The organism is Telluria sp. LT1R51-2 (genome assembly GCF_059685775.1).
In genome coordinates, this window is sequence record NZ_JCASIM010000002.1 from 712,159 (window position 1) to 737,358 (window position 25,200).

Annotated in this window: 25 protein-coding genes; 18 read left to right on the forward strand and 7 right to left on the reverse strand. The window is 64.2% G+C overall.

Annotated elements, in window-relative coordinates:
* The first annotated feature begins 198 nt into the window (after positions 1-198).
* Positions 199-2,457, forward strand: a complete 2,259-nt coding sequence (locus AC56LH_RS21380) for a PhoX family protein (RefSeq protein WP_499649485.1) — start codon at positions 199-201, stop codon at positions 2,455-2,457.
* A 75-nt stretch (positions 2,458-2,532) separates the two neighbouring features.
* On the opposite strand, the gene AC56LH_RS21385 is transcribed toward AC56LH_RS21380, so the two are convergent.
* Positions 2,533-3,432, reverse strand: coding sequence for a LysR family transcriptional regulator ArgP (locus AC56LH_RS21385; protein ID WP_499649487.1), 900 nt, complete (start codon positions 3,430-3,432; stop codon positions 2,533-2,535).
* A gap of 94 nt (positions 3,433-3,526) precedes the next feature.
* Between AC56LH_RS21385 and AC56LH_RS21390 the strand changes: the two genes are divergently transcribed.
* From AC56LH_RS21390 to AC56LH_RS21410, 5 genes are all read left to right on the forward strand, one after another.
* Complete coding sequence (locus tag AC56LH_RS21390) at positions 3,527-4,144, forward strand: LysE/ArgO family amino acid transporter (protein WP_499649817.1); 618 nt, start codon at positions 3,527-3,529, stop codon at positions 4,142-4,144.
* A 79-nt stretch (positions 4,145-4,223) separates the two neighbouring features.
* Positions 4,224-5,528, forward strand: a complete 1,305-nt coding sequence (locus AC56LH_RS21395; protein WP_499649489.1) for a Xaa-Pro dipeptidase — start codon at positions 4,224-4,226, stop codon at positions 5,526-5,528.
* Positions 5,529-5,985: 457 nt separating this feature from the next.
* On the forward strand, positions 5,986-6,993 hold the full coding sequence (locus tag AC56LH_RS21400; RefSeq protein WP_499649491.1) for a zinc-binding alcohol dehydrogenase family protein: 1,008 nt from the start codon (positions 5,986-5,988) through the stop codon (positions 6,991-6,993).
* 69 nt (positions 6,994-7,062) lie between these two features.
* Positions 7,063-7,719 carry an oxygen-insensitive NAD(P)H nitroreductase gene (gene nfsB / locus AC56LH_RS21405; protein ID WP_499649493.1) on the forward strand — a complete coding sequence of 219 codons (657 nt, stop codon included), beginning with the start codon at positions 7,063-7,065 and terminating at the stop codon, positions 7,717-7,719.
* Between the two features lie 142 nt (positions 7,720-7,861).
* A complete protein-coding gene (locus AC56LH_RS21410; protein ID WP_499649495.1) occupies positions 7,862-8,638 on the forward strand; it encodes a glutaminyl-peptide cyclotransferase in 777 nt (258 codons plus the stop codon).
* Here the strand turns inward: AC56LH_RS21410 and AC56LH_RS21415 are convergent, their stop codons facing one another.
* Positions 8,639-9,664 (reverse strand): zinc-dependent alcohol dehydrogenase family protein, encoded by a 1,026-nt coding sequence (locus tag AC56LH_RS21415; protein ID WP_499649497.1) that lies wholly within the window; start codon positions 9,662-9,664, stop codon positions 8,639-8,641.
* A 26-nt stretch (positions 9,665-9,690) separates the two neighbouring features.
* Positions 9,691-10,980, reverse strand: coding sequence for an SDR family oxidoreductase (locus AC56LH_RS21420; RefSeq protein WP_499649500.1), 1,290 nt, complete (start codon positions 10,978-10,980; stop codon positions 9,691-9,693).
* 36 nt (positions 10,981-11,016) lie between these two features.
* On the opposite strand from AC56LH_RS21420, the gene AC56LH_RS21425 reads away from it, so the two are divergent.
* Complete coding sequence (locus AC56LH_RS21425) at positions 11,017-11,490, forward strand: hypothetical protein (RefSeq protein ID WP_183554952.1); 474 nt, start codon at positions 11,017-11,019, stop codon at positions 11,488-11,490.
* Positions 11,491-11,497: 7 nt separating this feature from the next.
* Here the strand turns inward: AC56LH_RS21425 and AC56LH_RS21430 are convergent, their stop codons facing one another.
* Genes AC56LH_RS21430 through AC56LH_RS21440 form a run of 3 tightly spaced genes read right to left on the reverse strand, consistent with a single transcriptional unit; the run spans position 11,498 to position 13,447 of the window.
* Positions 11,498-12,358, reverse strand: coding sequence for an oxygenase MpaB family protein (locus AC56LH_RS21430; protein WP_499649502.1), 861 nt, complete (start codon positions 12,356-12,358; stop codon positions 11,498-11,500).
* Position 12,359: 1 nt separating this feature from the next.
* Positions 12,360-13,292 (reverse strand): DUF808 domain-containing protein, encoded by a 933-nt coding sequence (locus AC56LH_RS21435; RefSeq protein ID WP_499649504.1) that lies wholly within the window; start codon positions 13,290-13,292, stop codon positions 12,360-12,362.
* Entirely contained in the window at positions 13,271-13,447 is a 177-nt protein-coding gene (locus AC56LH_RS21440) for a hypothetical protein (RefSeq protein ID WP_499649506.1), read from the reverse strand. The genes AC56LH_RS21435 and AC56LH_RS21440 overlap by 22 nt, the downstream gene beginning before the upstream one ends.
* A gap of 50 nt (positions 13,448-13,497) precedes the next feature.
* Here AC56LH_RS21440 and AC56LH_RS21445 point away from each other — a divergent pair, with 50 nt between their 5' ends.
* The 11 genes from AC56LH_RS21445 to AC56LH_RS21495 all read left to right on the forward strand — a co-directional run bounded on the left by AC56LH_RS21445 (position 13,498) and on the right by AC56LH_RS21495 (position 24,633).
* Positions 13,498-13,707, forward strand: coding sequence for a BrnA antitoxin family protein (locus tag AC56LH_RS21445; RefSeq protein ID WP_499649508.1), 210 nt, complete (start codon positions 13,498-13,500; stop codon positions 13,705-13,707).
* 89 nt (positions 13,708-13,796) lie between these two features.
* Positions 13,797-14,084, forward strand: coding sequence for an HU family DNA-binding protein (locus tag AC56LH_RS21450; RefSeq protein WP_183554962.1), 288 nt, complete (start codon positions 13,797-13,799; stop codon positions 14,082-14,084).
* A 114-nt stretch (positions 14,085-14,198) separates the two neighbouring features.
* Positions 14,199-14,837 carry a LysE family transporter gene (locus AC56LH_RS21455; protein ID WP_332531216.1) on the forward strand — a complete coding sequence of 213 codons (639 nt, stop codon included), beginning with the start codon at positions 14,199-14,201 and terminating at the stop codon, positions 14,835-14,837.
* Between the two features lie 113 nt (positions 14,838-14,950).
* The gene (locus tag AC56LH_RS21460) at positions 14,951-16,951 is read left to right on the forward strand and encodes a DUF6600 domain-containing protein (RefSeq protein ID WP_499649510.1); all 2,001 of its coding nucleotides are present in this window, start codon (positions 14,951-14,953) and stop codon (positions 16,949-16,951) included.
* A gap of 82 nt (positions 16,952-17,033) precedes the next feature.
* Positions 17,034-17,300, forward strand: coding sequence for a DUF493 family protein (locus AC56LH_RS21465; RefSeq protein WP_183554968.1), 267 nt, complete (start codon positions 17,034-17,036; stop codon positions 17,298-17,300).
* Positions 17,301-17,314: 14 nt separating this feature from the next.
* Complete coding sequence (gene lipB / locus AC56LH_RS21470) at positions 17,315-18,022, forward strand: lipoyl(octanoyl) transferase LipB (RefSeq protein ID WP_183554970.1); 708 nt, start codon at positions 17,315-17,317, stop codon at positions 18,020-18,022.
* Complete coding sequence (gene lipA / locus AC56LH_RS21475) at positions 18,019-19,011, forward strand: lipoyl synthase (RefSeq protein ID WP_183554972.1); 993 nt, start codon at positions 18,019-18,021, stop codon at positions 19,009-19,011. The genes lipB and lipA overlap by 4 nt, the downstream gene beginning before the upstream one ends.
* Before the next feature lie 539 nt (positions 19,012-19,550).
* Positions 19,551-21,134, forward strand: coding sequence for an L-aspartate oxidase (gene nadB / locus AC56LH_RS21480; protein ID WP_499649512.1), 1,584 nt, complete (start codon positions 19,551-19,553; stop codon positions 21,132-21,134).
* Between the two features lie 100 nt (positions 21,135-21,234).
* Entirely contained in the window at positions 21,235-22,017 is a 783-nt protein-coding gene (locus AC56LH_RS21485; RefSeq protein WP_499649514.1) for a sulfite exporter TauE/SafE family protein, read from the forward strand.
* A gap of 126 nt (positions 22,018-22,143) precedes the next feature.
* On the forward strand, positions 22,144-24,153 hold the full coding sequence (locus tag AC56LH_RS21490) for a helicase-related protein (RefSeq protein ID WP_499649516.1): 2,010 nt from the start codon (positions 22,144-22,146) through the stop codon (positions 24,151-24,153).
* A gap of 57 nt (positions 24,154-24,210) precedes the next feature.
* Positions 24,211-24,633, forward strand: coding sequence for a PaaI family thioesterase (locus AC56LH_RS21495; protein ID WP_258836872.1), 423 nt, complete (start codon positions 24,211-24,213; stop codon positions 24,631-24,633).
* A 6-nt stretch (positions 24,634-24,639) separates the two neighbouring features.
* Here the strand turns inward: AC56LH_RS21495 and AC56LH_RS21500 are convergent, their stop codons facing one another.
* Entirely contained in the window at positions 24,640-25,176 is a 537-nt protein-coding gene (locus AC56LH_RS21500; protein WP_499649518.1) for a TlpA disulfide reductase family protein, read from the reverse strand.
* Between the last annotated feature and the right edge of the window lie 24 nt (positions 25,177-25,200).

The following is a 25,200-nucleotide window of genomic DNA, read 5'->3' on the forward strand; positions in this document are numbered from 1 at the left end:
TTAAAACAATTTCAACAGGAAATTTTACCCAGATCGGCGTGACCTTGCAGTGTTTATGTATGCGCCGTGCATCCGGTCAGGGCATACCTTCCCGGCCATGTCATCAAACTGTGACCAAACTGTCACGCAGGCGTCATCTTGCCTCACTACTATTCACGGGCTTTCCCTTATCCCCACAACAAATACAGGATCCATCCCGTGAACAAGCCGACCGATCTCGCCCGCCATGGCATCGACCATGACGATATCGACCTGAATACTTCGTCGAACGAGCAATTCAGCACTGTCATGAACGCCCGCCTGAGCCGCCGCAACATGCTGCGCGGCGGCGCCGCCACGGCCGCCACCGCGTTGCTGAGCACGTTCGGCCTGACCGCCTGCGGCGGTTCGGATGATGATCCTGTCACAGCGGCGCCACCAGTGAACAACACGCCGCCGGCGCCGGTCGAAAAGCTGCTCGGCTTCACCGCCGTCGGCAAGAGCCTGGCCGATAGCGTCGTCGTTCCGGCCGGTTACACCGCCAGCGTGATCTACGCGCTGGGCGACCCGCTCGCGGCCGGCACCGCCGCTTACAAGAACGACGGCACCGATACCGATTTCGAGAACCGCGCGGGCGACCACCACGACGGCATGGAATTCTTCTCGCTGTCCGCCGATGGCGCTGTCTCGACCAGCGGCGTCACGCGTGGCCTGCTGGCCATGAACCACGAAGCGACCACCAACGAAGGCCTGGCCTCGTTCTTCGTGCACGCCAATGGCGGCACCAACACGCTGCCGCGCCCTGCGCTGGAAGTCGACAAGGAGATGGCGCTGCACGGCCTGTCCATCGTCGAAGTGCGCACCACTAACGGCAAGTGGGAATACCTGCAGAATTCGAACTTCAACCGCCGCGTGCACCAGCAGACCGAAGTCCAGATTTCCGGCCCGGTGCGCGGCAATGCACTGGTCAAGACCAAGTACTCGCCGGAAGGCACCAGGTTCCGCGGCACGCTCAACAACTGCGGCACCGGCCGCACCCCGTGGAACACCTATCTGTCGGGCGAAGAAAACTGGGCTGGCTACTTCACCCGCTCGGCTACCGACAACGCTGCGCGCGGCGACAAGAGCGTCGCATCGCTCAATCGCTACGGCGTGGCGCAGGGCGCAGCCTCGCGTCACGGCTGGGAAACAGGCGGCACGGACGACAAGTACGCACGCTGGAACATCAGCAAGAAGGGCACGTCGATCGACGGCAGCGATGACTATCGCAATGAACTCAACGGCGAAGGTTACATCGTCGAGATGGATGCCTACGACAAGACCCGTCCACTGAAAAAGCGCACCGCGCTGGGCCGCTTCGCCCACGAAAGCGCTGCCTTCGGCCGCCTGCTGGCCGGTACGCCGCTGGCCATCTACATGGGTGACGATTCGCGCGGCGAGTACATTTACAAATTCGTCTCGAGCGCCCCATGGAATCCGGCCGATGCGGTCGCTGCCGACCGTATCGCCACCGGCGACAAATACCTCGACAGCGGCAAGCTGTATGTAGCCAAGTTCAGCGCCGACGGCAAAGGCAGCTGGATCGAACTGAATATCGCCAATGCCGCAATTGCCGGCTACGCCACCTACAAGTTTGCCGACCAGGCCGACGTGTTCGTCAACGCCCGCCTGGCGGCCGATGCCGTCGGCGCGACCAAGATGGACCGTCCTGAATGGTGCTCGGTCAACCCGGCCAACGGCGAGATCTACTACACCCTGACCAACAACAGCAACCGCCGCGCCGAGCCAAGCGGCTCGAGCCAGATGGGCCTGGACGCGGCCAACCCGCGCGCCTACACCGACATGAAGGGCACCACCGCCCAGCCGGGCAACCCGAACGGCCACATCATCCGCATGAAGGAAGATGCCGCCGGTTCGACCGCCACCACCTTCAGCTGGGACGTGTACCTGTTCGGCGCCGAAGCGGCGGCCGCTGCAAGCACGATCAACCTGTCGGGCCTCTCGGCGGACCAGGACTTTTCGAGCCCGGACGGCATGTCCTTTACCGTCTCGACCGGCATCTGCTGGTTCCAGACCGATGATGGCGCCTACACCGACGTCACCAACTGCATGATGCTCGCTGGCTTGCCAGGCACCGTTGGCGACGGCAAGAAGGTCACCGTGCCGAACGTGAAGGCCGACGGCTCGGTCCTGAACGTCGACACCTACGTCGGCAAGGCGCCCACGGCGGACACGCTCAAGCGCTTCCTGGTGGGCCCGAAAGGCTGCGAGCTGACCGGCATCGCCGAAACGCCGGACGGCAAGGCGCTGTTCGTCAACATCCAGCACCCGGGCGAAACCACGGCTGCTGCGAATATCGGCGACCCGACCAAGTACACGAGCCAGTGGCCAGCCAACGCCGGCTACGGCGCGGGCAAGCGTCCGCGTTCGGCAACGCTGGTCATCACCAAGAACGACGGTGGCCGTATCGGTTCGTGATCGCTTGATCTGATCGTTGCCTGACCTGAAGGGCCGGCTGCTTGCGCAGCCGGCCTTTTTTCGTTGCGACGCTGTTCAGGGCCGCGCAAGCGGCAGCAGCGCCTTGCTGGCGGCCTTGAGCAGCGCAGCGCCCATGCGTTCGAGCCGCGGCGGCTGGATGCGCCACGCATGCCAGTACAGCGGCACGTCGTGCCCGATGGCGGGTGACAGGTCGACCAGGTCGCCGCTCTGCAACAGCGCCGTGCACTGCTCGTGCGGCAGCATGCCGTAGCCCAGCCCGAGGCGCACCGCCTCCGCGAATGCATCGCTGGACGGCACGTAGTGAAACGGATACGCGCCGTCCGGCAGCCCGAATTGCGTGAGCAGGAACGACGACTGCATCGCATCCTTGCGATCGAAGACCATCAGCGGCGCGACTTGCGCGGTGGCGCGCGTGATCCCGGCCGGGAACCAGCGCCGCGCGAATGCGGGCGAGGCCACCAGCCGGTAGCGCATCACGCCCAGCAGGCTGGCGCTGCAGCCGCGCATCGGTTCCGGCTCGCCCGAGATGCAGGCCACTGCATGGCCACCTTCCAGAAGCGAGAACGTGTGGCCCTGGTTGTCGAGGATGAATTCGACCAGCAGCTGTTCGTCGATTAGGATGGGCGCCAGCACCGGCAGCAACCAGGTCGCCAGCGTGTCGTTGTTGACCGCCAGCGTCACGCGCGCCGGGCCCGGGTCGCCCGCCATCTCGGCCAGGAACTCCGATTCGAGCAGCGTGGAACGGCGCAGGTATTGCAGCAGCCGCGCACCGGGCGCGGTCGGACGGCAGGGCCGGCTGCGCACCAGCAGCGGCGCGCCCATGTCCTGCTCCAGTGCCGAGATGCGCTGCGAGACGGCCGACGGCGTGATCCTGAGCTGGGCGGCGGCGGCTTCCAGGCTGCCGGCGTCGATGGCGGCGAGGAAGGCGGCGCTGCGGCGGGGATCGAGTTTCATGATTAGCGCTTCTTACGTGGCCTGAATAATCATGAATATAATTGAAGTGGAGTTCATGGGCTGGAATAGTGGCGGCTTTCGCTCGGAGGCCGCCATGTTCTCGCAACAGATTTATCTTCAGGGGCTGGGCCTGGGCGCTGGTCTCATCATGGGCATCGGCGCCCAGAACGCGCACGTGCTGCGCACCGCGGTGCGGGGCCGGCATGTACTGCCGACGGTCGCGACCTGCATCATCGTCGATGCGATCCTGATCGCGGCGGGCACCAGTGGCCTGGGCGCGCTGATCGAAGCGTCGCCGGTCCTGATGCCGCTGGCGCGCTACGGCGGCGCGGCATTCCTGATCTGGTACGGGCTGCGCTGCTGGTCGAGCAGCTGGCGTGGCGGCGCGACCCTGTCCGGCGACGCGGCTGCGCAGGCGCAGACGCTGAGCGCGGCGCTGGCGACCGTGCTGGCGCTGTCGCTGCTCAATCCGCACGTGTATCTGGATACTGTCGTGCTGCTGGGGGCGGTCGGCAGCAGCCTGGCCGCGAGCGAGCGCAGTTCGTTTGCGTTGGGGGCGATCACGGCCTCCGCGCTGTGGTTCTCGGCGATTGGCCTGGGGGCGCGGCGCTTCGCGTCAACGCTGGCGCGACCTGGGGTGTGGCGCGTGATCGAGGCACTGACGGGCGCCGTGATGCTGGTGCTGGCGGTGCTGCTCGTGGCCGACGCGTGAGGCTGCAAAAAAAGTCGATGGACACGGTGCATCGCGGTGTAAAGTTGCATTTTGTCTATCCAATTTTCGAGGAGCTGGCTTGAACCGCAAGAACCGTTTGGCACTGAAACTGATGGCCCTGTGCATGGCCACCGTGGGCTGGTCCGGCGTCCACGCCGCCGACGTCATCATCAGCGCCGAGCGGCTGCTGGACGTGAAAACCGGGCGCATGATCGACAAGCCCGAGATCCTTGTGCGCGACGGCAAAGTCGTCAGCATCGGGCGCGCGGGTGGCGCAGGTGGTGCAGTCGCCGCTGGCGAAGCCCCCACGCGCATCGACCTGCCCGGCATGACGCTGCTGCCCGGCCTGATCGACATGCACGTGCACATCGACGCCGACCCCACTTACGGCGGCTACAGCAACCTCGAATACAACGACCGCTTCTGGTCGGCGCTGGCCGTGGTCCATGCGGGCAAGACGCTCGACGCGGGCTTTACCACCGTGCGCAATCTCGGCTCGGCCGACTGGAACGACGTCGGCCTGGGCCAGGCGATCGACGCCGGCAAGGTGCGCGGCCCGCGCATCATCCCCGCCGCCTGGTCGTTCGGCCCAACCGGCAGCCACTGCGACAGCACCTACTTCCCGCCATCGATGGACCAGAAAGGTCCGTACAACGCCGACGGTCCGGACGAAGTGCGCAAGTCGGTGCGCTCGCTGCGCAAGTACGGCGCTCAGGTCATCAAGGTGTGCGCCACCGGCGGCGTCTTCTCGCGCAACACCGAGCCGGGCCAGCAGCAAATGAACCTCGCCGAACTGCGCGCGGCCGTCGAAGAAGCGCACCAGTGGGGCCTGCAGGTCGCCGCGCACGCGCACGGCGCCGCCGGCATCAAGGACGCCATCCGCGCCGGCGTGAACACGATCGAGCACGCCAGCCTGATCGACGACGAAGGCATCGCCCTGGCCAAGAAGCACGGCGCCTGGCTGTCGATGGACATCTACAACGGCACTTACACGGCGCTTGAGGGCAAGAAGAATGGCGTGCTGGAAGACAATCTGCGCAAGGACCGCGAAGTGACGGAACTGCAGCGCCAGAACTTCAAGCGCGCCCATGCAGCCGGCGTGAAAATGGTATTCGGCACCGACGCCGGCGTCCACCCGCACGGCGGCAACGGCAAGCAGTTCGCCGTGATGGTCCAGTACGGCATGACGCCACTGCAAGCAATCCAGAGCGCCACGATCAACGCCGCCGAAGCACTGGCACGCAAAGACGTCGGCATCATCGAACCCGGCCGCTACGCCGACCTGGTCGCCGTCGAAGGCGACCCAACCGTCAACGTCCGCCTGCTCGAAGCCCCCGCCGTCGTCATCCAAAACGGCACCATCGTCAAACGCCTCACCCCATAAAAATGAGGGTCAGTGTAGAATTAAAAAGTAATAGCCCTGCGTCAAGCCAGTAAATGTTGCAGCATCAACAGCGTTGAATCACTTGAACCTGCGCCAGCTTTAATTAGGGTCAGAGTCGAATTAATTTTCAATTTATTTTCAAAAATTGACAAACAATTCGACTCTGACCCTAATTGTTTTCTTTGAATTTTATGCGATCAGGGATGATTTAATTTCCTTATTTAAATTAGTATCTTACAGGCAAACTTTTATGCCGTATTACCCCATTAAACAATGAGGGTCAGAGTAGAATTAATGAGCAATTGATCCAATTTCCGTTCGATCTGGCTTCAACCTCGAGCTCGGCTTTATGTCTTGCAAATCAATTAGGGTCAGAGTCGAATTAATAAGAAATTGATTAACTGAAGTTGTCAAACAATTCGACGCTGACCCTCATTGTTTGTTTTTAGGAGAAGAAATGAAAGCAATTGTTTATACGCAGAATGGGCTGCCGATCGATGATCCGAAGGCGCTTGTCGAGATGGAATTGGCGATGCCGGAGGCGGGCCCGCATGATGTGGTGGTCGAGGTGCGTGCGGTGTCGGTCAATCCGGTCGATACCAAGATTCGCCTTGGCGTGGCCGTGACTGAACCGCGTGTGCTTGGGTGGGATGCCAGTGGTGTCGTGCAGTCGGTTGGTGACAGTGTCACGCTGTTCGCGCCGGGCGATGAAGTGTTTTATGCCGGATCGCTTGTTCGCCCCGGCTCCAACAGCCAGTTCCAGGCGGTCGATGAGCGCATTGTTGGCAAGAAGCCCCGTACGCTCGGCTTTGCCGAAGCGGCCGCCCTGCCCCTGACGTCGATCACGGCCTGGGAACTGCTGTTCGACCGCCTGCGCGTGCCCGAAGGCGGCGGGGCCGGCAAGTCGCTGCTGGTCATCGGCGCGGCTGGCGGGGTTGGTTCGATCCTGATCCAGCTCGCGCGCCAGCTCACCGGGCTGACCGTCATCGGCAGCGCATCGCGCGATGCCACGCGCGAGTGGGTCACCAAACTGGGTGCGCACCATACCGTCGACCACACGCGCCCGATGCAGCCGCAACTGGCCGAACTGGGCTTCGACCAGGTTGATATCGTCATCAGCCTGACGCACACCGATCATCACTATGCCGACATCATCGAGGCTCTCGCGCCGCAGGGCCAGCTGGCGCTGATCGACGATCCTGCCACGCTCGACGCAGTGCCGCTCAAGCGCAAGTCGATCTCGCTGCACTGGGAGCTGATGTTCACGCGCTCGCTGTTCGGCACACCCGACATGGTGCGCCAGCATGAGCTGCTGAACCGCGTGGCGGACATGGTCGATGAAGGCCGCCTGACGACGACCCTGGGCGAGCACTTCGGCCCGATCACCGCCGACAACCTGCGCCGCGCACATGCGCTGATCGAAAGCGGCAAGGCGATCGGAAAAATCGTCCTCGAAAACTTCTGACGCCGGAATCGCTTACCATCGTGGGATTGAAAAATCCCACGATCACCCAGCGAAAGCGAAAGGAACACCATGGACATTCTGTCGGCCGCCAAGAAGCGCCATACCGCCAAAGCCTACGATAGCGAGCGTCGCATCCCCGAAGAAGTGATGCAGCAAGTGTATGACCTGCTGCGTAACAGCGCGTCGTCGGTCAATTCGCAGCCATGGCACTTCATCGTCGCCAACACGCCCGAAGGCCGCGCGCGCATTGCCAAGGCGACCCAGGGCGGCTACGTCTACAACGCCGCCAAGGTCAACGATGCATCGCACGTGATCGTGCTGTGCGCCCGCGTCGACATGGACGAAGCGCACCTGGACGCAGTGCTGGAGCAGGAACAACGCGACGGGCGCTTCCGCGACGCGCAGGCGCGCGCCGGCCAGGACGCCACCCGCCGTGGCTATGTCAACCAGCACCGCTACGGCACCAAGGATGTGGCCCAGTGGCTCGAGAAGCAGGTCTATCTGGCGCTGGGCACCGCGCTGGTCGGCGCAGCCACGCTGGAGATCGATGCGACGCCGATGGAAGGCTTCGACCAGAAGATCCTCGACGCCGAATTCGGCCTGAACGAGAAGGGCTTGACCAGCCTGGTGCTGGTGAGCTTCGGTTACTCGTCGCCAGCCGACTTCAATGCGGGTTTGCCGAAGTCGCGCCTGACGCAAGAGGCGACGTTCACCTTCATCGATTAATGCGAGCGTAAGACTGGCCCACTTCGGTGGGCCTTCTTTTACATGGAGTCGCCGTCGCAGGCCGCCCCTGCGTACGCTGACGCGCCACCTGCCGCACCAGGCTTCGTGCTACAGTCTCCTGCCGCTTTCCTCCCGACCCGCCATGCTGAAACAGCTCACCACCTTTGCCATTGCCGCCCTCGTCGTCGCCAGCAGCGCCCACGCTGCGCCGCCGGTCTACGGCTTCGTTGTCAAGAACACCTACCACCACGATCCGCAAGCGTTCACGCAGGGTCTGTCCTACCGCGACGGCTACCTGTACGAAAGCACGGGCCAGATCGGCCACTCGACGATCCGCAAGGTCGAAATCAAGACGGGCAAGGTGGTGCAGAAGGCCGATCTGCCAGCGAACGTGTTTGGTGAAGGCTCCACCGCAGTGGGCAATACCCTGGTCGGCCTGACCTGGCAGTCGCAGGTCGGCTATGTGTTCGACCTCAAGACCTTCAAGCTCAAACAGCAGTTCAAGTACGAGGGCGAAGGCTGGGGCCTGGCGGGCGATGCAAAGCAGCTGTACATGAGCGACGGCAGCGCCGCCATCCGCATCCTCGATCCAAAGACGATGAAAGAGCTGCGCCGCATCCAGGTCACGGCCGAGGGCCAGCCGGTGCCGCGCCTGAACGAGCTCGAATTCGTGAACGGCGAGCTGTATTCGAATGTCTGGGGGACAGACCTCATCCTGCGCATCGATCCCGACAGCGGCAAGGTGCTTGGCCTGATCGACCTGACCGGCCTGCTGCCGCCCGAAGCGCGCGGCACCACGTCCGTCGACGCCGTCCTGAACGGCATCGCCTGGGACGAAAAAGGCAAGCGCCTGTTCGTCACCGGCAAGCTGTGGCCCAAGCTCTTTGAAATCGAGCTGGTGCCACGCCTGCGCCGCTGATTACGCGGCTTTCGTCACGTCGATCACGACCTTGCCGACGTGCGCGCCGGACGCCAGATAGCGGTACGCGTCCTGCGCCTGGTCGAACGGGAACACGCGATCGATCACCGGCTTGACGCCGCTGGCATCGACGAAGCGCATCACGTCTTCCAGCATCGCGCGGCTGCCCACGTGCACGCCCACCAGGCGCTTGGCGCTGGCCAGCAGCGTCGCCGGATTGACTTCGCCGCCAAAGCCGCTCACGCCGCCGATGATGGCCACCGTGCCGCCCATCGCCACCGCCGCCACCGACCGGTTCACGGTGCCCTGGCCGCCTACTTCCAGTACCACCTGCGCGCCCACGCCATGGGTCAGGTGCAGCACTTCGTCCTGCCACTCGGGGATGGTGGTGTAGTTGATCGTGTGGTGCGCGCCCAGTTCGCGTGCGCGCGCCAGTTTTTCATCGCTCGACGAGGTCACGATCGTGCGCAGGCCGGCCGCGCGCGCCAGTTGCAGACCGAGGATCGACACGCCGCCCGTCCCCAGCAGCAGCACGGTGTCGCCGGGCTTGACGTGATTGCTCGAGACAAAAATGGCATTCCACGCGGTGACTGCCGCGCAGGGCATCGTGGCGGCCTCGATGAAGCTCAGGCCCGCCGGGACAATCGCCAGCGCATCCTCGTGCAGCACGACTTCTTCGGCCAGCATGCCGTCGATATCGCCGCCCAGGCCATTGCGGATCTTGGCGGGCGTCGGTGCGCCCTCGTGCCAGAACGGAAAGAACGAACCGGCCACGCGATCGCCCACCTGCACGCGCGTGACGCCCGGCCCGACGGCCAGCACTTCGCCGGCGCCGTCCGAGCACGGGATGATCGGATCGTCGACCGAGACCAGGTAGTTCCCGGACGCGACCATCAGGTCGCGGTAGTTGAGCGCAACGGCGTGCACGCGAATGCGCACTTCGCCCAGGCCAAGGTCGCGCACCGGATACTCGATGGCATGCAAGCCGTCGATGTTGGCGCCGTGAAGAATTTGGTAAGCCCGCATGGGTGCTCCTATGTCAGTTGAAATCGTTATTTTTCGTCGAGGTGGTACAGCAGCCAGATGGCCGCCAGCAGCGGCAGGTTCTTGATCAATGGCCCGAACGGATGGACCAGAAATTGCGGCAGCATCAACGCAATCACGACGCTGTACACGCCGATCAGGCCAAATTGCGTCACCCACAGCCAGCGTCGCCGCGGCAGGAACAGCGTGCCCAGTCCCAGCAACAGATCAAGGCCCGCCGCGCCATACAGCGCGGGCAGCTGCAGCTCCGGCGGCACGCCCGCCTGCGCCAGCAGCGCCAGGCTGTCCTCGATCGGGAACAGGCCGAGCGAGACGATCGCCGTGATGATCCAGACCGCGGCAATGCTATAGCGCAGGACCGGCAGCAGCCAGCCAAGCTTGGCACGCGCGCGCTCGCACTCGGCGTCCTGGATGAACGCACTGACGGGCCGTGGCGGATGGCCGATCAGGTTGGCTGTGAGCGTCGCGTCGGCGCTGTTGTCGTGATCGAGCATCTTCAGCGCGTCGCGATCCAGCAGCGAGCCTGGCAGCAGCCCGGCAAAGCCCGCGGCCAGGCGCGCTACCCGCCCGGGCAGGTGCAGCACTGGCTGGCGGCCCATCGCCATTGCGCGGCGCAGGGTGGCCAGATACTCGGTGAAGGGCATCGCCTGCGGCCCCACCAGCGGCACGCGCATCGTCGCGCCGCCGTCCGGCGCCATCGGCAGCCGGTGCTTGAACAGGCCGATGATGGCCGCTACCAGATCGTCGATGTGGATCGGCTGCACCAGCTGCGGCTTGCTGCCGAAGCGCAGCGTGAACGGCATGCTGGCCAGCGTGCGCATGGCGCGCGCACTGCCGCCGTCGCGGCCATATACGAGCGACGGCTGGACGATGTAGGAACGCAGTGGCAGCGACGCGAGGTAGTCGTCGGCCTCGCGCTTGGACACGTGATACGGCGTGGTGCCCTCGCGGTCGGCGCCCAGCGCGGACAGCTGGATCACCATTTGCACGTCGTGCGATTCGGCGCAGGCGGCAAACAGGGCGCGCGGCGTTTCCTTGTGCAGGCGGACAAACGTCTGGCGCCCGCTCTCGCGAAAAATGCCGACCGTGTTGATCACGGCGTCGATTCCCGAGAGGCGCGACAGCCAGGTTGATTTATTGTTATCGTTGGTGAAATCAGCATGGATATAGCTGAGGCGCGGGTCGTCGCTCGTTTCGGGATGACGCACCGCACAGACGACGTGGTGGCCTTCGGTCAGCAACGCTTGCAACAAGTGTTGCCCAACAAACCCGCTTGCACCCGTCAGCAAAATCCGCATCCGATGTTCCCTTTACGCGATCGAAAAGAGGATTGTATGAAATATACGGTAATACAGCGCGCACTCGTCTCCGGTGCGGCCTCGAGTATTGTCTCGACGGTCGCCATGGCGCTGGTCGCAAAGAAAGAAACCGGCAGCCCCTATGCCGCAACCAATGCTGTCAGTCACTATGTGCACGGTCGCAAGGCCAGCTTCCGCGACCGCTTCTCGCTGCGCTATACGGTGCCCGGCCTGTTGATTCACCATGCCAGCGCCACGGTCTGGGCACTGGTGTTCGAGCGTGTGATGGGCGGCGTGCTCGATCAGAAGAACCCGTCGGCCGTCCTGGCCTCGGCAGCGGCAACGTCGGCCTTTGCCGCCTTCACCGATCACAAGCTGACGCCACGGCCATTGCAGCCGGGTTACCAGAAACGCCTGTCGAACAAGTCGCTGGGTGTGGTCTACACGTCGATTGCCGTCGGCATGGCGCTAGGCTCGATGTTCTTGCGGCGTAATCAGCCGCCGAAGTGATGGTGTGTTAGTGGTGCGGCCTGGCTGTCGCCAGCCGCCGGGTGGCCTGCGCCGGTGGCGTGTCGCCCAGTGGCAGCAAGCCGGCTCCGCGCGCCAGGGCCCGCACCAGCGTGGCCTCACCCGGGCGCAGGCAGTGGCCGCGAAGTTGCGGCAATGAGCGCACCGGCTCCGGTGTGATCTCGATGGCGGCGCGCACCAGCAAACGCTGGAGCGGCCGCAGGGGCGCCGGCAGGATCGGCGCCTCGCCCATGATCCGAATGAAATCGGCCAGGATGGCCGACCCTTCCAGGCCACGCGCGCTGCGCGCCAGCATGGCTTCCCATTCGCTCCACGAGCGCGGCGCACCCGTCGCACCATACAAGCGCGCTGCAGGCTGCGCTTCGGCGAACGCCGCATCCTTCTCAAGCAATGACAAACGGCGCGCGTAGCGGTGATACGCCTCGGTGAAGCCGAAAGTGGCCGTGGCCTGGACCCAGTCGAGCAGGCGCGGATCGTTCGCGTGGTAGGGCACGCCATCCGGCGTGGTGCCCTGCACGTGGTGGTGAATGCGCACCACGTTCGCAATCAGTTGTTCGGCCGCCGAGCGGGGGCCGTACACCGTCATCATTGCGGCAAAGCCGGTGCGGCGCAGGCGCAGGCCCGGGTCGCGCCGAAAGCTGCTGTGGTCCCAGACGCCGGTGCGCACCGAGGGTTCGGCCAGTTCGAGCAGCACTGCCGTCACCCCGCCGATGAACAGTGCGACCGGGTTGGCGAACACCTGCCAGGTGATGCCGCCGGCCGGCGCCAGCGCCGGTTCGCCGGCCGGCTGGCTGAAGTCGAACGCCATGCCGGCCGGTGGTTGCATCAATGCCCGCAGCTGCGCCAGCACGTCAGCCTTTCTTGCCCCGCATGCGCTGCACCAGCGTCACGACAGCGACGATGATCGCGCCCACGAGCACGCCGACAAGCGCGTCGACCAGGGTCGGAACCAGGAATGCCAGCACGCCACCGATCGCTGGCACGTCAGCCACGCCGGCGGCCATGTTTTGCGCGAAGTGGTGCACGGCAGGGATGGCGTGGGCGATGATGCCGCCGCCGACCATGAACATGGCGGCGGTACCGACCACCGACAGCACTTTCATCAGGCGCGGCGCGAACGCCAGCAAGCCCTTGCCCAGGCCGCGCGCGGCGCCGTTCTGGCTCTTGCTCAGGTACAGACCCGCATCGTCCATTTTTACGATCGCGCCCACCAGGCCGTACACGCCGATCGTCATCAGGATGGCGATCGCCACCAGGACGGCGACCTGCTGGCCGAAGGCCACGCCCACCAGGGTGCCCAGCGAAATCACGATGATCTCGGCCGACAGGATGAAGTCGGTGCGCACGGCGCCCTTGATCTTTTCTTTTTCCAGCGCGACCAGGTCGACCTCGGTATTGGCCACTGCCGCCACGTGCGCGGCCTTGTGCTGGGCATCTTCCTCAGGGCTGTGCAGGAATTTGTGCGCGAGCTTTTCGGCGCCCTCGAAGCACAGGAACGCGCCGCCGATCATCAGGAGTGGCGTGATGAGCCACGGCAGGAACACCGAGATGGCCAGTGCGGCTGGCACCAGGATCGCCTTGTTGACGAACGAGCCCTTGGCCACGGCCCAGACCACGGGCAGCTCGCGCTCGGCGCGCACACCCGTGACCTGCTGCGCATTGAGCGCCAGATCGTCGCCCAGGACGCCGGCGGTCTTCTTGGCGGCGACCTTGCTCATCACGGCAACGTCGTCGAGGACGGCGGCGATATCGTCCAGTAAGGTCAGTAAACTTGCTCCAGCCATGGGTCGTGCTCCTTCAAAATTAAGTTGCAATGATAGTAACCGAGGCGCCGTAAAGTACCTACACGGTTCAGCGCCGGTTTTTGCGTTTCAACCCCGCCAATCTGCATCTCGTCGCTTTTGCTGCGCGCGCCGGATGCGCTGTACGTATCGTCCATGCTGAAGGTTGCGGTGCTGCAGCCTCGTCCCCCACCACGAAGGAGATCCCATGAACAACGATTCGCTCCAGGCCGCCGCTCCCGTTCGCCGTGTCCGTGCTCCCAAGCGCAAGACCCGCATCACCATCTATCTCGACGACGAAGTACTCAACGAATTTCGCACCCTGTCCGAGCGTTGCGGGACCGGATACCAGACCCTGATCAACGCCGCGCTGCGCAACCGTTTGAACGGCCCGATCGGCGAAACCGGCGTCGCATAAGGCTTCCTTTCAGATTTCCCTCCTGGCGCGGCATTACACTTAGCAATATTTATGCTAATCTTCCCGCTCTTTTAACCCCGGAGGGATTTATGAAAAAAGGCGAACTGATCGCAGAATTCGCGAAGCGTACCGAGATGTCCGGTGCTGCCGCTGGCGTGGCCGTGAACACGATTATCGAGATCATCACCGAGCGCCTCAAAAAAGGCGACACGGTCGGCATCACCGGCTTCGGCACCTTCTCGGTGACCAAGCGTGCTGCGCGCAAGGGCCGCAATCCTGCCACCGGCGAAGTGATCAAGATCGCGGCGTCGAAGAGCCCGCGTTTCTCGGCTGGCGCGACCCTGAAGGCATCGGTCAACCCGACCAAAAAGAAGTAAGCACCACCCCACGGCCTTGTGCCGCGGCCCCTGTGCGGGTCGCGCGCGCGAGGCTGATGCAGTAACGTCCCGTCGTCCACCCTCCCCGCTGTTCCCCTTTTCCTGCCTGCCACCATGAGCTTCGCCACCTGGATTGCCTTCGTCATCGCCGGTTCCCTGATCGCCATTTCGCCCGGTTCCGGCGCGGTGCTGTCGATGTCGCATGGTCTGGCGTATGGCCTCAAGAAAGCCAGCGCCACAGTGCTGGGCCTGCAACTGGGCCTGATACTGGTGCTGATCATCGCCGGCGCCGGTGTCGGCTCGCTGCTGCTGGCGTCCTCGGTCGCCTTCACGATCGTCAAGGTGGTCGGCGCGCTGTACCTGATCTATCTGGGCGTGAGCCAGTGGCGCGCCGCGCCAGCGCCCGGCCCCGCCGCATCGACCGTCGGCCTGGAAGCGCACCCGCCGTTCGGGCGCCGCGTGCTGACGGGCTTCCTGACCAACACCACCAACCCGAAGGGCATCATCTTCATGGTGGCGGTGCTGCCGCAGTTCATTTCGAAAGACGCCCCGCTGCTCACGCAACTGGCGATCCTGGGCGTGACGATGGTCGTCATCGATTCGGTCGTCATGCATTGCTACGCTGCGCTGGCTGCGTCGATGCAGCGTTATATGCGCGATCCGCGCCACATGAAACTGCAGAACCGCGTGTTCGGCGCGGTGCTCGTGGTGATCGGCTCGATGCTGTTTTTCGTCAAGCGCCAGCCGGGCTGACGCGCCGGTCTGCCAGCAGATGCAACTGTTTGTAAGCCGCGTTGCCCCACCCGAGGGCGCGCGGTGTAATGCGTTTGTAGTTTTCCGTCTGCGTTCCCCTCCGGAGCACCACCATGACCCATCGTTTCGTCCCCACCACCGCGCTCTTCGTACTCGCGGCGTTTTCCACGTCCGTGCCCGCACAGACGGTGTTGCAGACCGACGCGCTCGAACAGGGTCAGGCGGCGTTTCAGGATGACACGCAACTGGCCGAAGCCCCGGGCCGGGCCGGGCGCATCTCGCTCGTTCAGGGCAAGGTCGATATCGGCGGGGATGTCGGCGCCGAATCGTCCCCGGCGCAACTGAACTGGCCAATCACGTCGCGCAACCTGATCTCCACCGCGCGCGGCGCACGCACCGAACTGCGGATCGGCTCCACCGCCATCCGGCTCGATGGCGACAGCTCGCTCGAGGTGACCGAACTGGATGACGACAGCCTGCGTCTGCGCCTGCACTACGGCAGCGTCAGCGTGCGCGTGATGAATGCCGACGTCGTGCCCGAATTCGAACTGCGCACCGCGCAAGCCACCGTGCGCCTGACGCAGCCGGGACGTTTGCGCGTCGATGCCGAACGTGAGCGCGATACGAGCCTCGTGAGCGTGCTCGATGGCGAAGCGCAGGTCGACGGCGCCGGCGCCAGCCTGACCGTGCGTGGCGGGCGCGCCGCCCAGGTGCGCGAGGAAGACGTGCGCACGCTGCAGGCGCAGCGCGACAACTTCGACGCCTGGTCGCTCACGCGCGACCAGGCGCTCGTGGCAGCGCAATCGTCGCGCCATATCGGCACCGAGATGACCGGCTACGAAGAACTCGATCGCTACGGCAGCTGGAGCACCAGTTCGGACTACGGCAGCCTGTGGACCCCGCAGGTGGCCGCCGACTGGACGCCCTACCGGGACGGCAGCTGGACCTTCATCGCTCCGTGGGGCTGGACCTGGGTCGACAATGCGCCGTGGGGTTATGCGCCCTTCCACTACGGGCGCTGGGTGCAGGTCCGGGATCGCTGGGCGTGGGCGCCGGGCCGTCTCGAGCGGCGCCCGGTGTGGTCGCCGGCGCTGGTCGGCTGGGTGGGCGGCAGCAACTGGAATGTCGGCTTCCAGTCGCGCAACCTGGCGGCGCACGGCTGGTATCCACTCAGCCCGTATGACCGTTACGTGCCGGGCTACCGCCTGTCGGGCGAGCGCCTGCGCCGTCTGAACGACTGGCGCCAGGCCAACCGCCGCGAGCAGTATCAGCCAGGTCGCCACAATGGCCTGACCGTCGTGCCGCGCGACCAGTTCGGCGGGCGCGGGCCGGTGATCGTCCCGCGTGCGCCGCGTCCGAACCGCCCGGAGCAGCTGATGCCGGGCACGCCGGGCAGCGCGCCGCCACCGCCACTGGCGGCGCGCCCCGGCTGGAACCGTGACCAGCGCGACCGGCGCGACCTGCCCGAGCGCGCGAATGCCGGACGTACCAGCGTCGAGCGCCCCGGCCTCGAGCGCCCTGGCCTTGACCGCATGCAGTTCGAGCAGCAGGCGCGTGAACGCGGCGAGCAAGAGCGGCTCACACGTGAACGCAATAACGGCGAGCGGCTGGCGCGCGAGCGCATGGAGGGCCAGGAACGGGCACTGCGCGAGCAGGGGGAGCGTGAACGCATGGGGCGCGAGTTCGAGAACCGCAACCAGATGGACCGCATGCGGTTCCAGGTCGAGCGCAACGACCGAGAGCGGTTCGGGCGTGAACGCATGCGCGAGCAGGCCGAACGCATTCAGCGGCAACCGGTCATGTCGACCAATGCGCCGGTGTTTGCGCGGCCGGAATCGCGTCCTGATTCGCGGCCAGATTCGCGGCCAGATTCGCGTCCGGACCGGCGGCCAGATTCGCGGCCAGACCCGCAGCCAGACCGGCGACCCGAGCCTGGTCCGATGCTGAACGCGCCCCAGCGCCCTGCCGCGCCACCGCAGATGGTGGCCCCGCCGGCGCCGCGCCCGCAGCCGTCGGTGCCCGCCTTCGCGCCGCCGCAGCGCAACAATGACCAGCGCAACAATGACCAGCGCGCCAATACCGACGCGCGCGGCGTGTCGCGCGTGGAGCGCTGAGCGATACCGGCGGTTTTCAGCCCACCCGCAGGGCGAAACCGCCGGTATTGGCTACAATGCGCTTTTGCACAGGATTACAGCCATGGACCCCAAAGATTCCCTCATCGAATACCCGAGCGACTTTCCGATCAAGGTGATGGGCGCGAGCCACATCGACTTCGCCCCGACCATCGTGGCGCTGGTGACCCAGCTCGACCCGACCTTCGACGAGAGCAAGCTGGAAACCCGGCCGTCGGCCAAGGGCAACTACACGGGCCTGACCGTGACCATCCGCGCCACCAGCCGCGAGATGCTCGACGAGGTGTACCGCACGCTGTCGACGCATCCGATGGTCAAGATGGTCCTGTAACGGCGTTCGCCTCAATGTCAGCGACCTCCCCCCTGATTCGTGAACTCGGCCAGGCTGACTACGAGCCCACCTTCGCGGCGATGCGCGCCTTCACCGATGCGCGCACGCCCGAGTCGCGCGACGAGCTGTGGATCGTCGAGCATCCGCCCGTGTTCACGCTGGGCCTGGGCGCCGACCGCGAGCACGTGCTGGCCCCGCACGACATCCCGGTAATCCAGACCGACCGTGGTGGCGAAGTGACCTTTCATGGGCCCGGCCAGGTCGTGATCTATCTGTTAATGGACCTGCGCCGCAACAAGCCGGGCGGCAAGCTGTACGCGCGCCAGTTTGTGGAAAAAATCGAACAGGCGGTGATCGATGTGTTAGGGGCGTATAATCTTGGCGGTGAGCGCGTTGCCGGTGCACCCGGCATCTATATCGCAGACGGTCCGCGCAAAGGCGCCAAGATCGCCGCGCTGGGCCTGAAAGTACGCGGCAATGGTTGCACCTACCATGGCGTATCGCTGAACGTGGCGATGGACCTGGCCCCGTTCACCTGGATCAATCCGTGCGGTTACTCCGGACTGGTCACAGTCGATATGCGCACGATGGGCGTCGAGGCGCCGCTGCACGATGTACAGCGGGCGCTGGCCCAGGCCCTGGTCGATCAGCTGGCACCCGAGGGCGTCCAGCCAGACCCGAACAAACCAACTGACAGCCCCGCGAGGGCAACGAGCCTATGACTTCCGAAATCGATACCGGCGTCGCCGCCGCAGCCGCCTACAACGCCAGCGAAAAGCAAAAAGGCGCCAGCAAGACCTCGCGCATCCCGATCAAGATCGTGCCGATCGCCGAGATGGAGCGCCTGAAAAAGCCTGACTGGATCCGCGTCAAGGCGGCCACCGCCTCGTCGCGCTTCTACGAAATCAAGGACATCCTGCGCGCCAACAACCTGGTGACGGTGTGTGAAGAAGCGAGCTGCCCGAACATCGGCGAATGCTTCGGCAAGGGCACCGCGACGTTCATGATCATGGGCGACAAGTGCACCCGCCGCTGCCCGTTCTGCGACGTCGGCCACGGCCGCCCTGATCCACTGGACATCAACGAGCCGGCCAACCTGGCCAAGACCATCGCCGCGCTGCGCCTGTCGTACGTCGTGATCACGTCGGTCGACCGTGACGACCTGCGTGACGGCGGCGCCGGCCACTTCGTTGAGTGCATCCAGAAAACCCGCGCCTCGAGCCCGAACACGAAGATCGAAGTGCTGGTGCCCGACTTCCGCGGCCGCCTCGAGAAAGCACTCAACATCTTCGCCGACGGCCTGCCCGACGTCATGAACCACAACCTGGAAACCGTGCCGCGCCTGTACAAGGAAGCCCGTCCGGGCGCCGACTACACGCACTCGCTGGTGCTGCTGCGCGACTTCAAGAAGATGTACCCGAGCGCGGTCACCAAGTCGGGCATCATGGTCGGCCTGGGCGAGACCGATGAAGAAATCCTGCAAGTCATGCAGGACATGCGCGACCACGACATCGACATGCTCACCATCGGCCAGTACCTGGCGCCGACCAATTCGCACCTGCCGGTGCGCCGCTACGTGCACCCGGACGTCTTCAAGATGTTCGAGCAAAAAGCCTACGAAATGGGCTTCGTGCACGCTGCCGTGGGCGCGATGGTGCGCTCGTCGTATCACGCCGACCAGCAGGCGCACAACGCTGGCGTGGCGGCATAAGCGCCCTCACACGGCCTTCCCGAGTCGGTGCTGACGCGCCGGCGAAGGCAGGCCGCACTGCCTGACCTACCGCCGCGCCATGCCGGCGGCACCCATCTCCCCGCACCGCACCGCACCGCATCGCATCGCATCGCTTCGTTCGCAAGGACGGGCTGCTGCTTTGATCGCCTTGTCGCCAGCGTTGCTGTATGCATCAATTGCCTGCGCTTCCTTTATCTGATATTCAAACAGACTTCTGCTGATTGCCCGTAAATATTTACGTGGCACTAATTCATGACGAGGTTATGACAATCGAGCCATAAAAATAGAAATCGCCTCTAATATATTGATTCTCACTGAATATATCTGGACTGAATCTCGAATATGATGCTGGAGGGGTATTATTCAATAAATGAGAATGCTATGCGAGGTAAATGGAATTATATTTAGTGCGATGCTAATATAGTTTGGTTCCAGCGCGTGTCTGACGAGAATGCACGATATTCAACGTCGACCATTTCGCTAAACGTTTACCCACATAGTTCATATTCAAGGATGCCATGAAATTTGGCATGCTCGTCGTTGGCGAAGGCTTGGCCGCATTAACGCTGTTATTGAATACACCATCGACAATCAAGGTGGGTGTTGTATCGCGCAGTAAATTCGATGAGCCGTCGAGCTATTGGGCGCAGGGCGGGATTTCAGCGGTATATTCTGTGGACGACGATTTCGAGAAGCATACGACCGATACGCTCCGCGCCGGCGACGGCTTGTGCAACGAAGCGACCGTGCGCGCAATCGTCACGGCAGGTACCAGTGTGCTGCAGTGGCTGATCGACATGGGCGTGCCATTTACGCGCGAGAACGAGCAGATCCATCTGACGCGCGAAGGCGGGCATTCCGAACGTCGCGTTGCGCACGTCGACGACATGACCGGCCGGGCCATCATGCAATCGCTCCAGGCCAAAGCGGCGCTGCTGCCGAATGTCACCTGGATTCGCCAGTATGAAGCAGTGGAACTGATATCCGACGGTGGCCGGGTTACCGGCCTGATTGCGCAAAGCCTCGCAGATGGCGATGTCAGCGTATTCAGCGCGCCGAATGTGGTATTGGCCACGGGCGGAATAACCGGGTTATATCCGTATGCCACGAGTCCTCACGCCAGTAAAGGCGAGGCAATTGCAATGGCCTGGCGTGCCGGTGCCAATATTGAAAATCTCGAATTCGTTCAATTCCATCCGACTGCTTATCAGCATAATGGCCAGGTCATCAGTCTTATCACGGAAGCAGTAAGAGGCGAGGGCGGACACTTATATAATACTGCGGGTGAACGTTTCATGTCCCAATATTCGGGGCAGGGAGAACTGGCCCCGCGTGATATCGTCGCACGTGCAATTTATGCCGAAATGGCCAGGTTACGCGCACCTTATGTGTGGCTCGATATTTCCCATCAAGGCGAGAAATTCGTGCAAAGCCATTTCCCGAATCTGGTGGAATTGACCCGGCGCCACGGCTGCGATTTGTCCACGAAACCTGTGCCGGTGTCGCCGGCCGCGCATTACACCTGTGGCGGCATCGCGACCGATTTGCACGGTCGTACCAGCGTTGCAGGTCTGTATGCGATCGGTGAAGTGGCCAACTGCGGTTTGCACGGCGCAAACCGCTTGGCCAGCAACTCACTGCTCGAATGCGTGGTCATGGGGCGTGCCTGCGCCGAGGCGGTATCCGGCAGCGACGCCCTGTCCGGGGCGGGCAAGAAGCTGACGATCCGGGTGCCCACGATCGTCGAGACCAATCTGTCGCTGGCGGCACTGCCCGAGTTGCGTGCGTTGCTGTGGAATCACGCTGGTATCGTTCGCTCGTGCGATGGCCTGGCCACCGGATTGCGCGAGCTTGCCCGACTGGGTGACGGACCGTGCGGACTGCTGCCCTACGGCCAGGCGCTGCGTGCCAGGAATATCCACGATGCCGCCTATCTTGTCCTGCACAGCGCATCGCTGCGCAAGGAGTCGCGTGGAGGGCACTTCAACACCGATTTCCCCGACAAAGCGCCGGCGATGCCCACGATCGTCACTGGCGTGGATCGCACCGTCTGGCGCCAGGCCGCCGTCCGCGCGCAGGTCGAGGACAACGTTCCGGCCTGAGTGCCCGACCGGGCATGACCGGGGGATGAGCGCAGCGGTGGTCGCTGACGGCACGCGCGCTCATTCAGATTCAATCAGTTCGTTCAAATGAAAAGTGCCCATGTTATTCAATCTGATCGCAGCGGGCGTTGCCGCGGGTTTTCTGGCAGGGATGTTCGGCATTGGCGGTGGCGCGATTGTCATTCCAGTGCTGATGTATCTGTACCAAAGTGGGGGCATGGACAACAACGAGGCGATCCGCCTCGCATTCGGTACCTCGCTTGCCACCATGGCATTTACCGGTATGGCGTCATTTCTGAGTCACTGCGAGCGTGGCAATGTCGATTTTGTCTGGCTGAAAAAGCTGTTCATCCCGGCAGGGTTGGGGGCAACGGCCGGCGCCCTGGTGGCAACGCGCATACCGGGCGTCTGGCTTGCGCTCGGCCTGGCGTTGATGCTGGCCTATTTCGGGTTCAAGTTGCTCATCCAGCGCGAGCATGACGGGACGGTATCGGTGGCCTTCGTGCGCTTTCGTATGGTCGCCGGTGTCTTGTCAGGCGTAGCGTATTCATTGGCGGGCATGGGCGGTGCTTCGGTCATCACGTTCTTCCTGACCCATGTCGGATTACCCATTCGCCGCGCGATCGGCACCGCCACCGGCGTCATCCTGCCCATCTCGCTGGGCGCGATGATCGGCTTCGGCGTGACCGCCGGCGCGCCGCACGACTGGCGCTGGGGCTATATCGACCTGCATGCGCTGCTGGTGATGAGCGTGTGTGCAGTGGTGGCATCCAGACTCGGCGTGTGGGCGGCGGCGGCATTGCCGACCTTGGTGCTGCGCCGGGTATTCGGGTTGTTCATGATGGCCCTGGCGGGCAAAACCATCTACACGGTGATGCTGTAACCCGAGCCAGCGCAGGTCGTCGCCAGCACGCTGGCAGCGCCGGTAGCACGGCAGGAAATTGGCCAGGGCCGTGCGCGATTCGCATCCGCGATATAGTAGCGGCAACCGATTTTCGCGCAGCCAGCCATGAGCACTCTTCCGAGCAATACCCCCGCCGATGTTCCCGAAGACGACGCCGCACTCGAGCGCACACTTGACCTGGCCGCGCGCGGCATCGAACTGGTCAAGCTGGAAGGCCGCGTGTTCCTGCGCTTCTCGGGCGTGGTGCGCTACGAAGGCTTGCAGGTGCCGTACCGCCTGGTGCCGTCGCGCGGCGTGCTGGCCAAGCCGAGCAAGTGGCGCAAGCTGGACGCGGCCGGGCGGCGCGCGCTGATCGAAGAGCGCACTGGTGACGCCGACCTCGCGCGCCTGCACCAGGACGCCGAGGAATTCGTGCGTGATCTGGCGGGCGATGCGGACGACGCCGGCTACGACCCGATGCTGTTTCTCGATGTGCTGGACGAACTGCAAACGTCCGAGCCGGCCGAGTATGTGTTCCAGCGGATTTCGCAGCGCCTGACCCACGCGATCGAGCGCGACGCCGAAGAGCGCCACGCGGCGCGCACCAAGGAGAGCATCAACCTGGCCGAGTACCCGCGCTCGTTCGACGTCGCCAGCCGCATGGGCCGCAAGTTCATCGCGCTCCTGGGCCCCACCAACTCGGGCAAGACGCACCGTGCGATGGAAGCGCTGGCCAACGCGCGGAGCGGCGTGTATCTGGCGCCGCTCCGCCTGCTGGCGCTGGAAAACTACGAGCGCCTGCAGGCTGCGCGCCCGCACGGCGAGGCGATCAAGGTCAGCCTGATCACGGGCGAGGAACGGCGCCTGGTGGAGGGCGCGACGCACGTCGCCAGCACCGTCGAAATGCTCGACTCGAAAACGCCGATCGATGTGGCCGTGATCGACGAGATCCAGATGCTGGCCGACCGCGACCGCGGCGCCGCCTGGACCGCCGCCGTGTGCGGCGCGCCGGCATCGGTCGTGTACCTGGTCGGCGCGCCGGAAGCGCGGCGCGCGATCGAGGCACTGGCCGAGCGGCTCGATGTGCCGCTCGAGGTGCACGTGCTCAAGCGGATGGGGCCTCTGGAGATGGAGCCGATGGCTGTGCGCAAGCTGTCGAACCTGCGCCGGGGCGACGCCGTGATCGCATTCTCGCGCCGCGAGGTGCTCAAGTGGCGCGACATGATCACGGATAAGGGACTGTCGGTGGCCACCGTCTACGGCAACCTGTCGCCCGAGGTGCGCCGCGCGCAGGCCGAGCGCTTTCGCGACGGCCAGGCCGATATCGTGGTCGGCACCGATGCGCTGGCGATGGGGCTGAACATGCCGATCGCGCGCATCGTGATGACGACCACGGTCAAGTACAACGGCGTGGAGGAAGAAGAAATCTCCGCTGCGCTGGCCAAGCAGATCGCGGGGCGGGCAGGGCGCTACGGCGTGCACGACGAAGGCTTCGTCGTCGGCTACGACGACGAGACGCACCAGGTCATGCGCTCATTGATGAAGGAAAAAATTCCGGCGGTGGCCACCAGCGGCTTCGCGGTCGCGCCATCGCTCGAGCAGCTGCACCGGATTTCGTCGGTAACGGGCGAGACCTCGCTGGTCAAGCTGCTCAAGCGCTTTGTCCACAATATCGACGTGCCGGACGGCTTCTTCTACCCGCGCATCACCGAAGACCAGAACGAGCGCGCCGAGTGGCTCGACACGCTGCCGCTGTCGGTGGCCGACAAGTTCATGCTGTCCCTGGTGCCCATCTCGAGCCGCGTCCCGGCGCTGCAGAAGGCGTGGGAACACTGGTGCCTGTCGCTGGCCAAGAAGATCGTCGTCAAGCTGCATGGGCACAGCAATCCGCAGCAGCTGTTCTACATGAACCTGCAAGAGGTCGAGGACCAGTGCCGCGTGTATTCGGCCTATGCGTGGCTGGGGTACCGGGCGCCGGACTACTTCCCGAGCATCGCGCTGGCGCAGGAACTGGCGCGCGAGGCGTCCGAGCGCGTCGACGCGCTGCTGCAGCAGCAGAACGCGGCGGCCCGGCAGCGGCACGGTGGAAAGAGTAGCGGCAAGGGTGGCAAGCACCACGAGGGCCGGCGCCGCTGACGCCAAGGGTGGTCTCGGTGTACGATGCCGCTTTCATAAAAACACCGAGACAACCCCATGAGCATTCCACACACCCCTGACGCCTTCAACACCTTCGGCGCGACCTACCTGCCTGGCCACCTGGGCATCCAGATTACGGAGGTCAGCCCCGGCAAGCTGGCCGCCGAGATGCCCGTCGCGCCGCACCTGCTGGCGCCGAATGGCTACCTGCATGCCGGCAGCGTCGTCACGCTGGCCGATACCTGCGCCGGCTATGGCTGCATCAGCAACCTGCCGGAAGGCGCGCAGAACTTTACGACGATCGAATTGAAATCGAACCACCTGGGCACCGCGCGCGAAGGCACCATTGCCTGCGTCGCCACCGCCGTGCACCTGGGCCGCACGACGCAGATCTGGGACGCCACCGTCACGGACAAGGCCAGCGGCAAGACCATCGCGCTGTTCCGTTGCACGCAGATGATCCTGTATCCGAAGGCGTAACCAGAATCAGCCGGCCAGCTCTTTCTCGATCAGCTTGTGCACCGCGCCGAAGTCCGGCGCGCCGACATAGGTCTTGATGATGCGGCCCTGTTTGTCGATCAGGAAGGTGGTGGGCGTGAGCGTGACATCGCCGAACTGGCGCGCGATATCGCCCGCCGAATCAAGCGCCACGGTAAATGGCAGCTTGCGCTGCTCGGCAAAATTGAGCACGTAGTCGGGCCGGTCATACTGCATCGCGACGGCGACGAATTCCAGGCCCTGGCCCTTGTACTTGTTGTAGGTCGCGACCATGTCGGGCATCTCCTTGACGCAGGTGACGCACGACGTGGCCCAGAAGTTGACCATCACGACCTTGCCGCGCAGCGACTGCGTCGACACCTTGTCGCCGGCGATGCTGATGAACGTGACGTCCGGGGCCGGCGTGCTGCTGGCCAGCGAGGCGTAGCCGATACCGGCCAGCGCCAGCACGACGGCGCCGATGGCGGCAGGCTTGATCCAGGAGCGGGAAGAGGTAGACGCGGTGGACGCGGGGGATGCGGTCATGGTCGGCGATCGAATAAAAAAAGC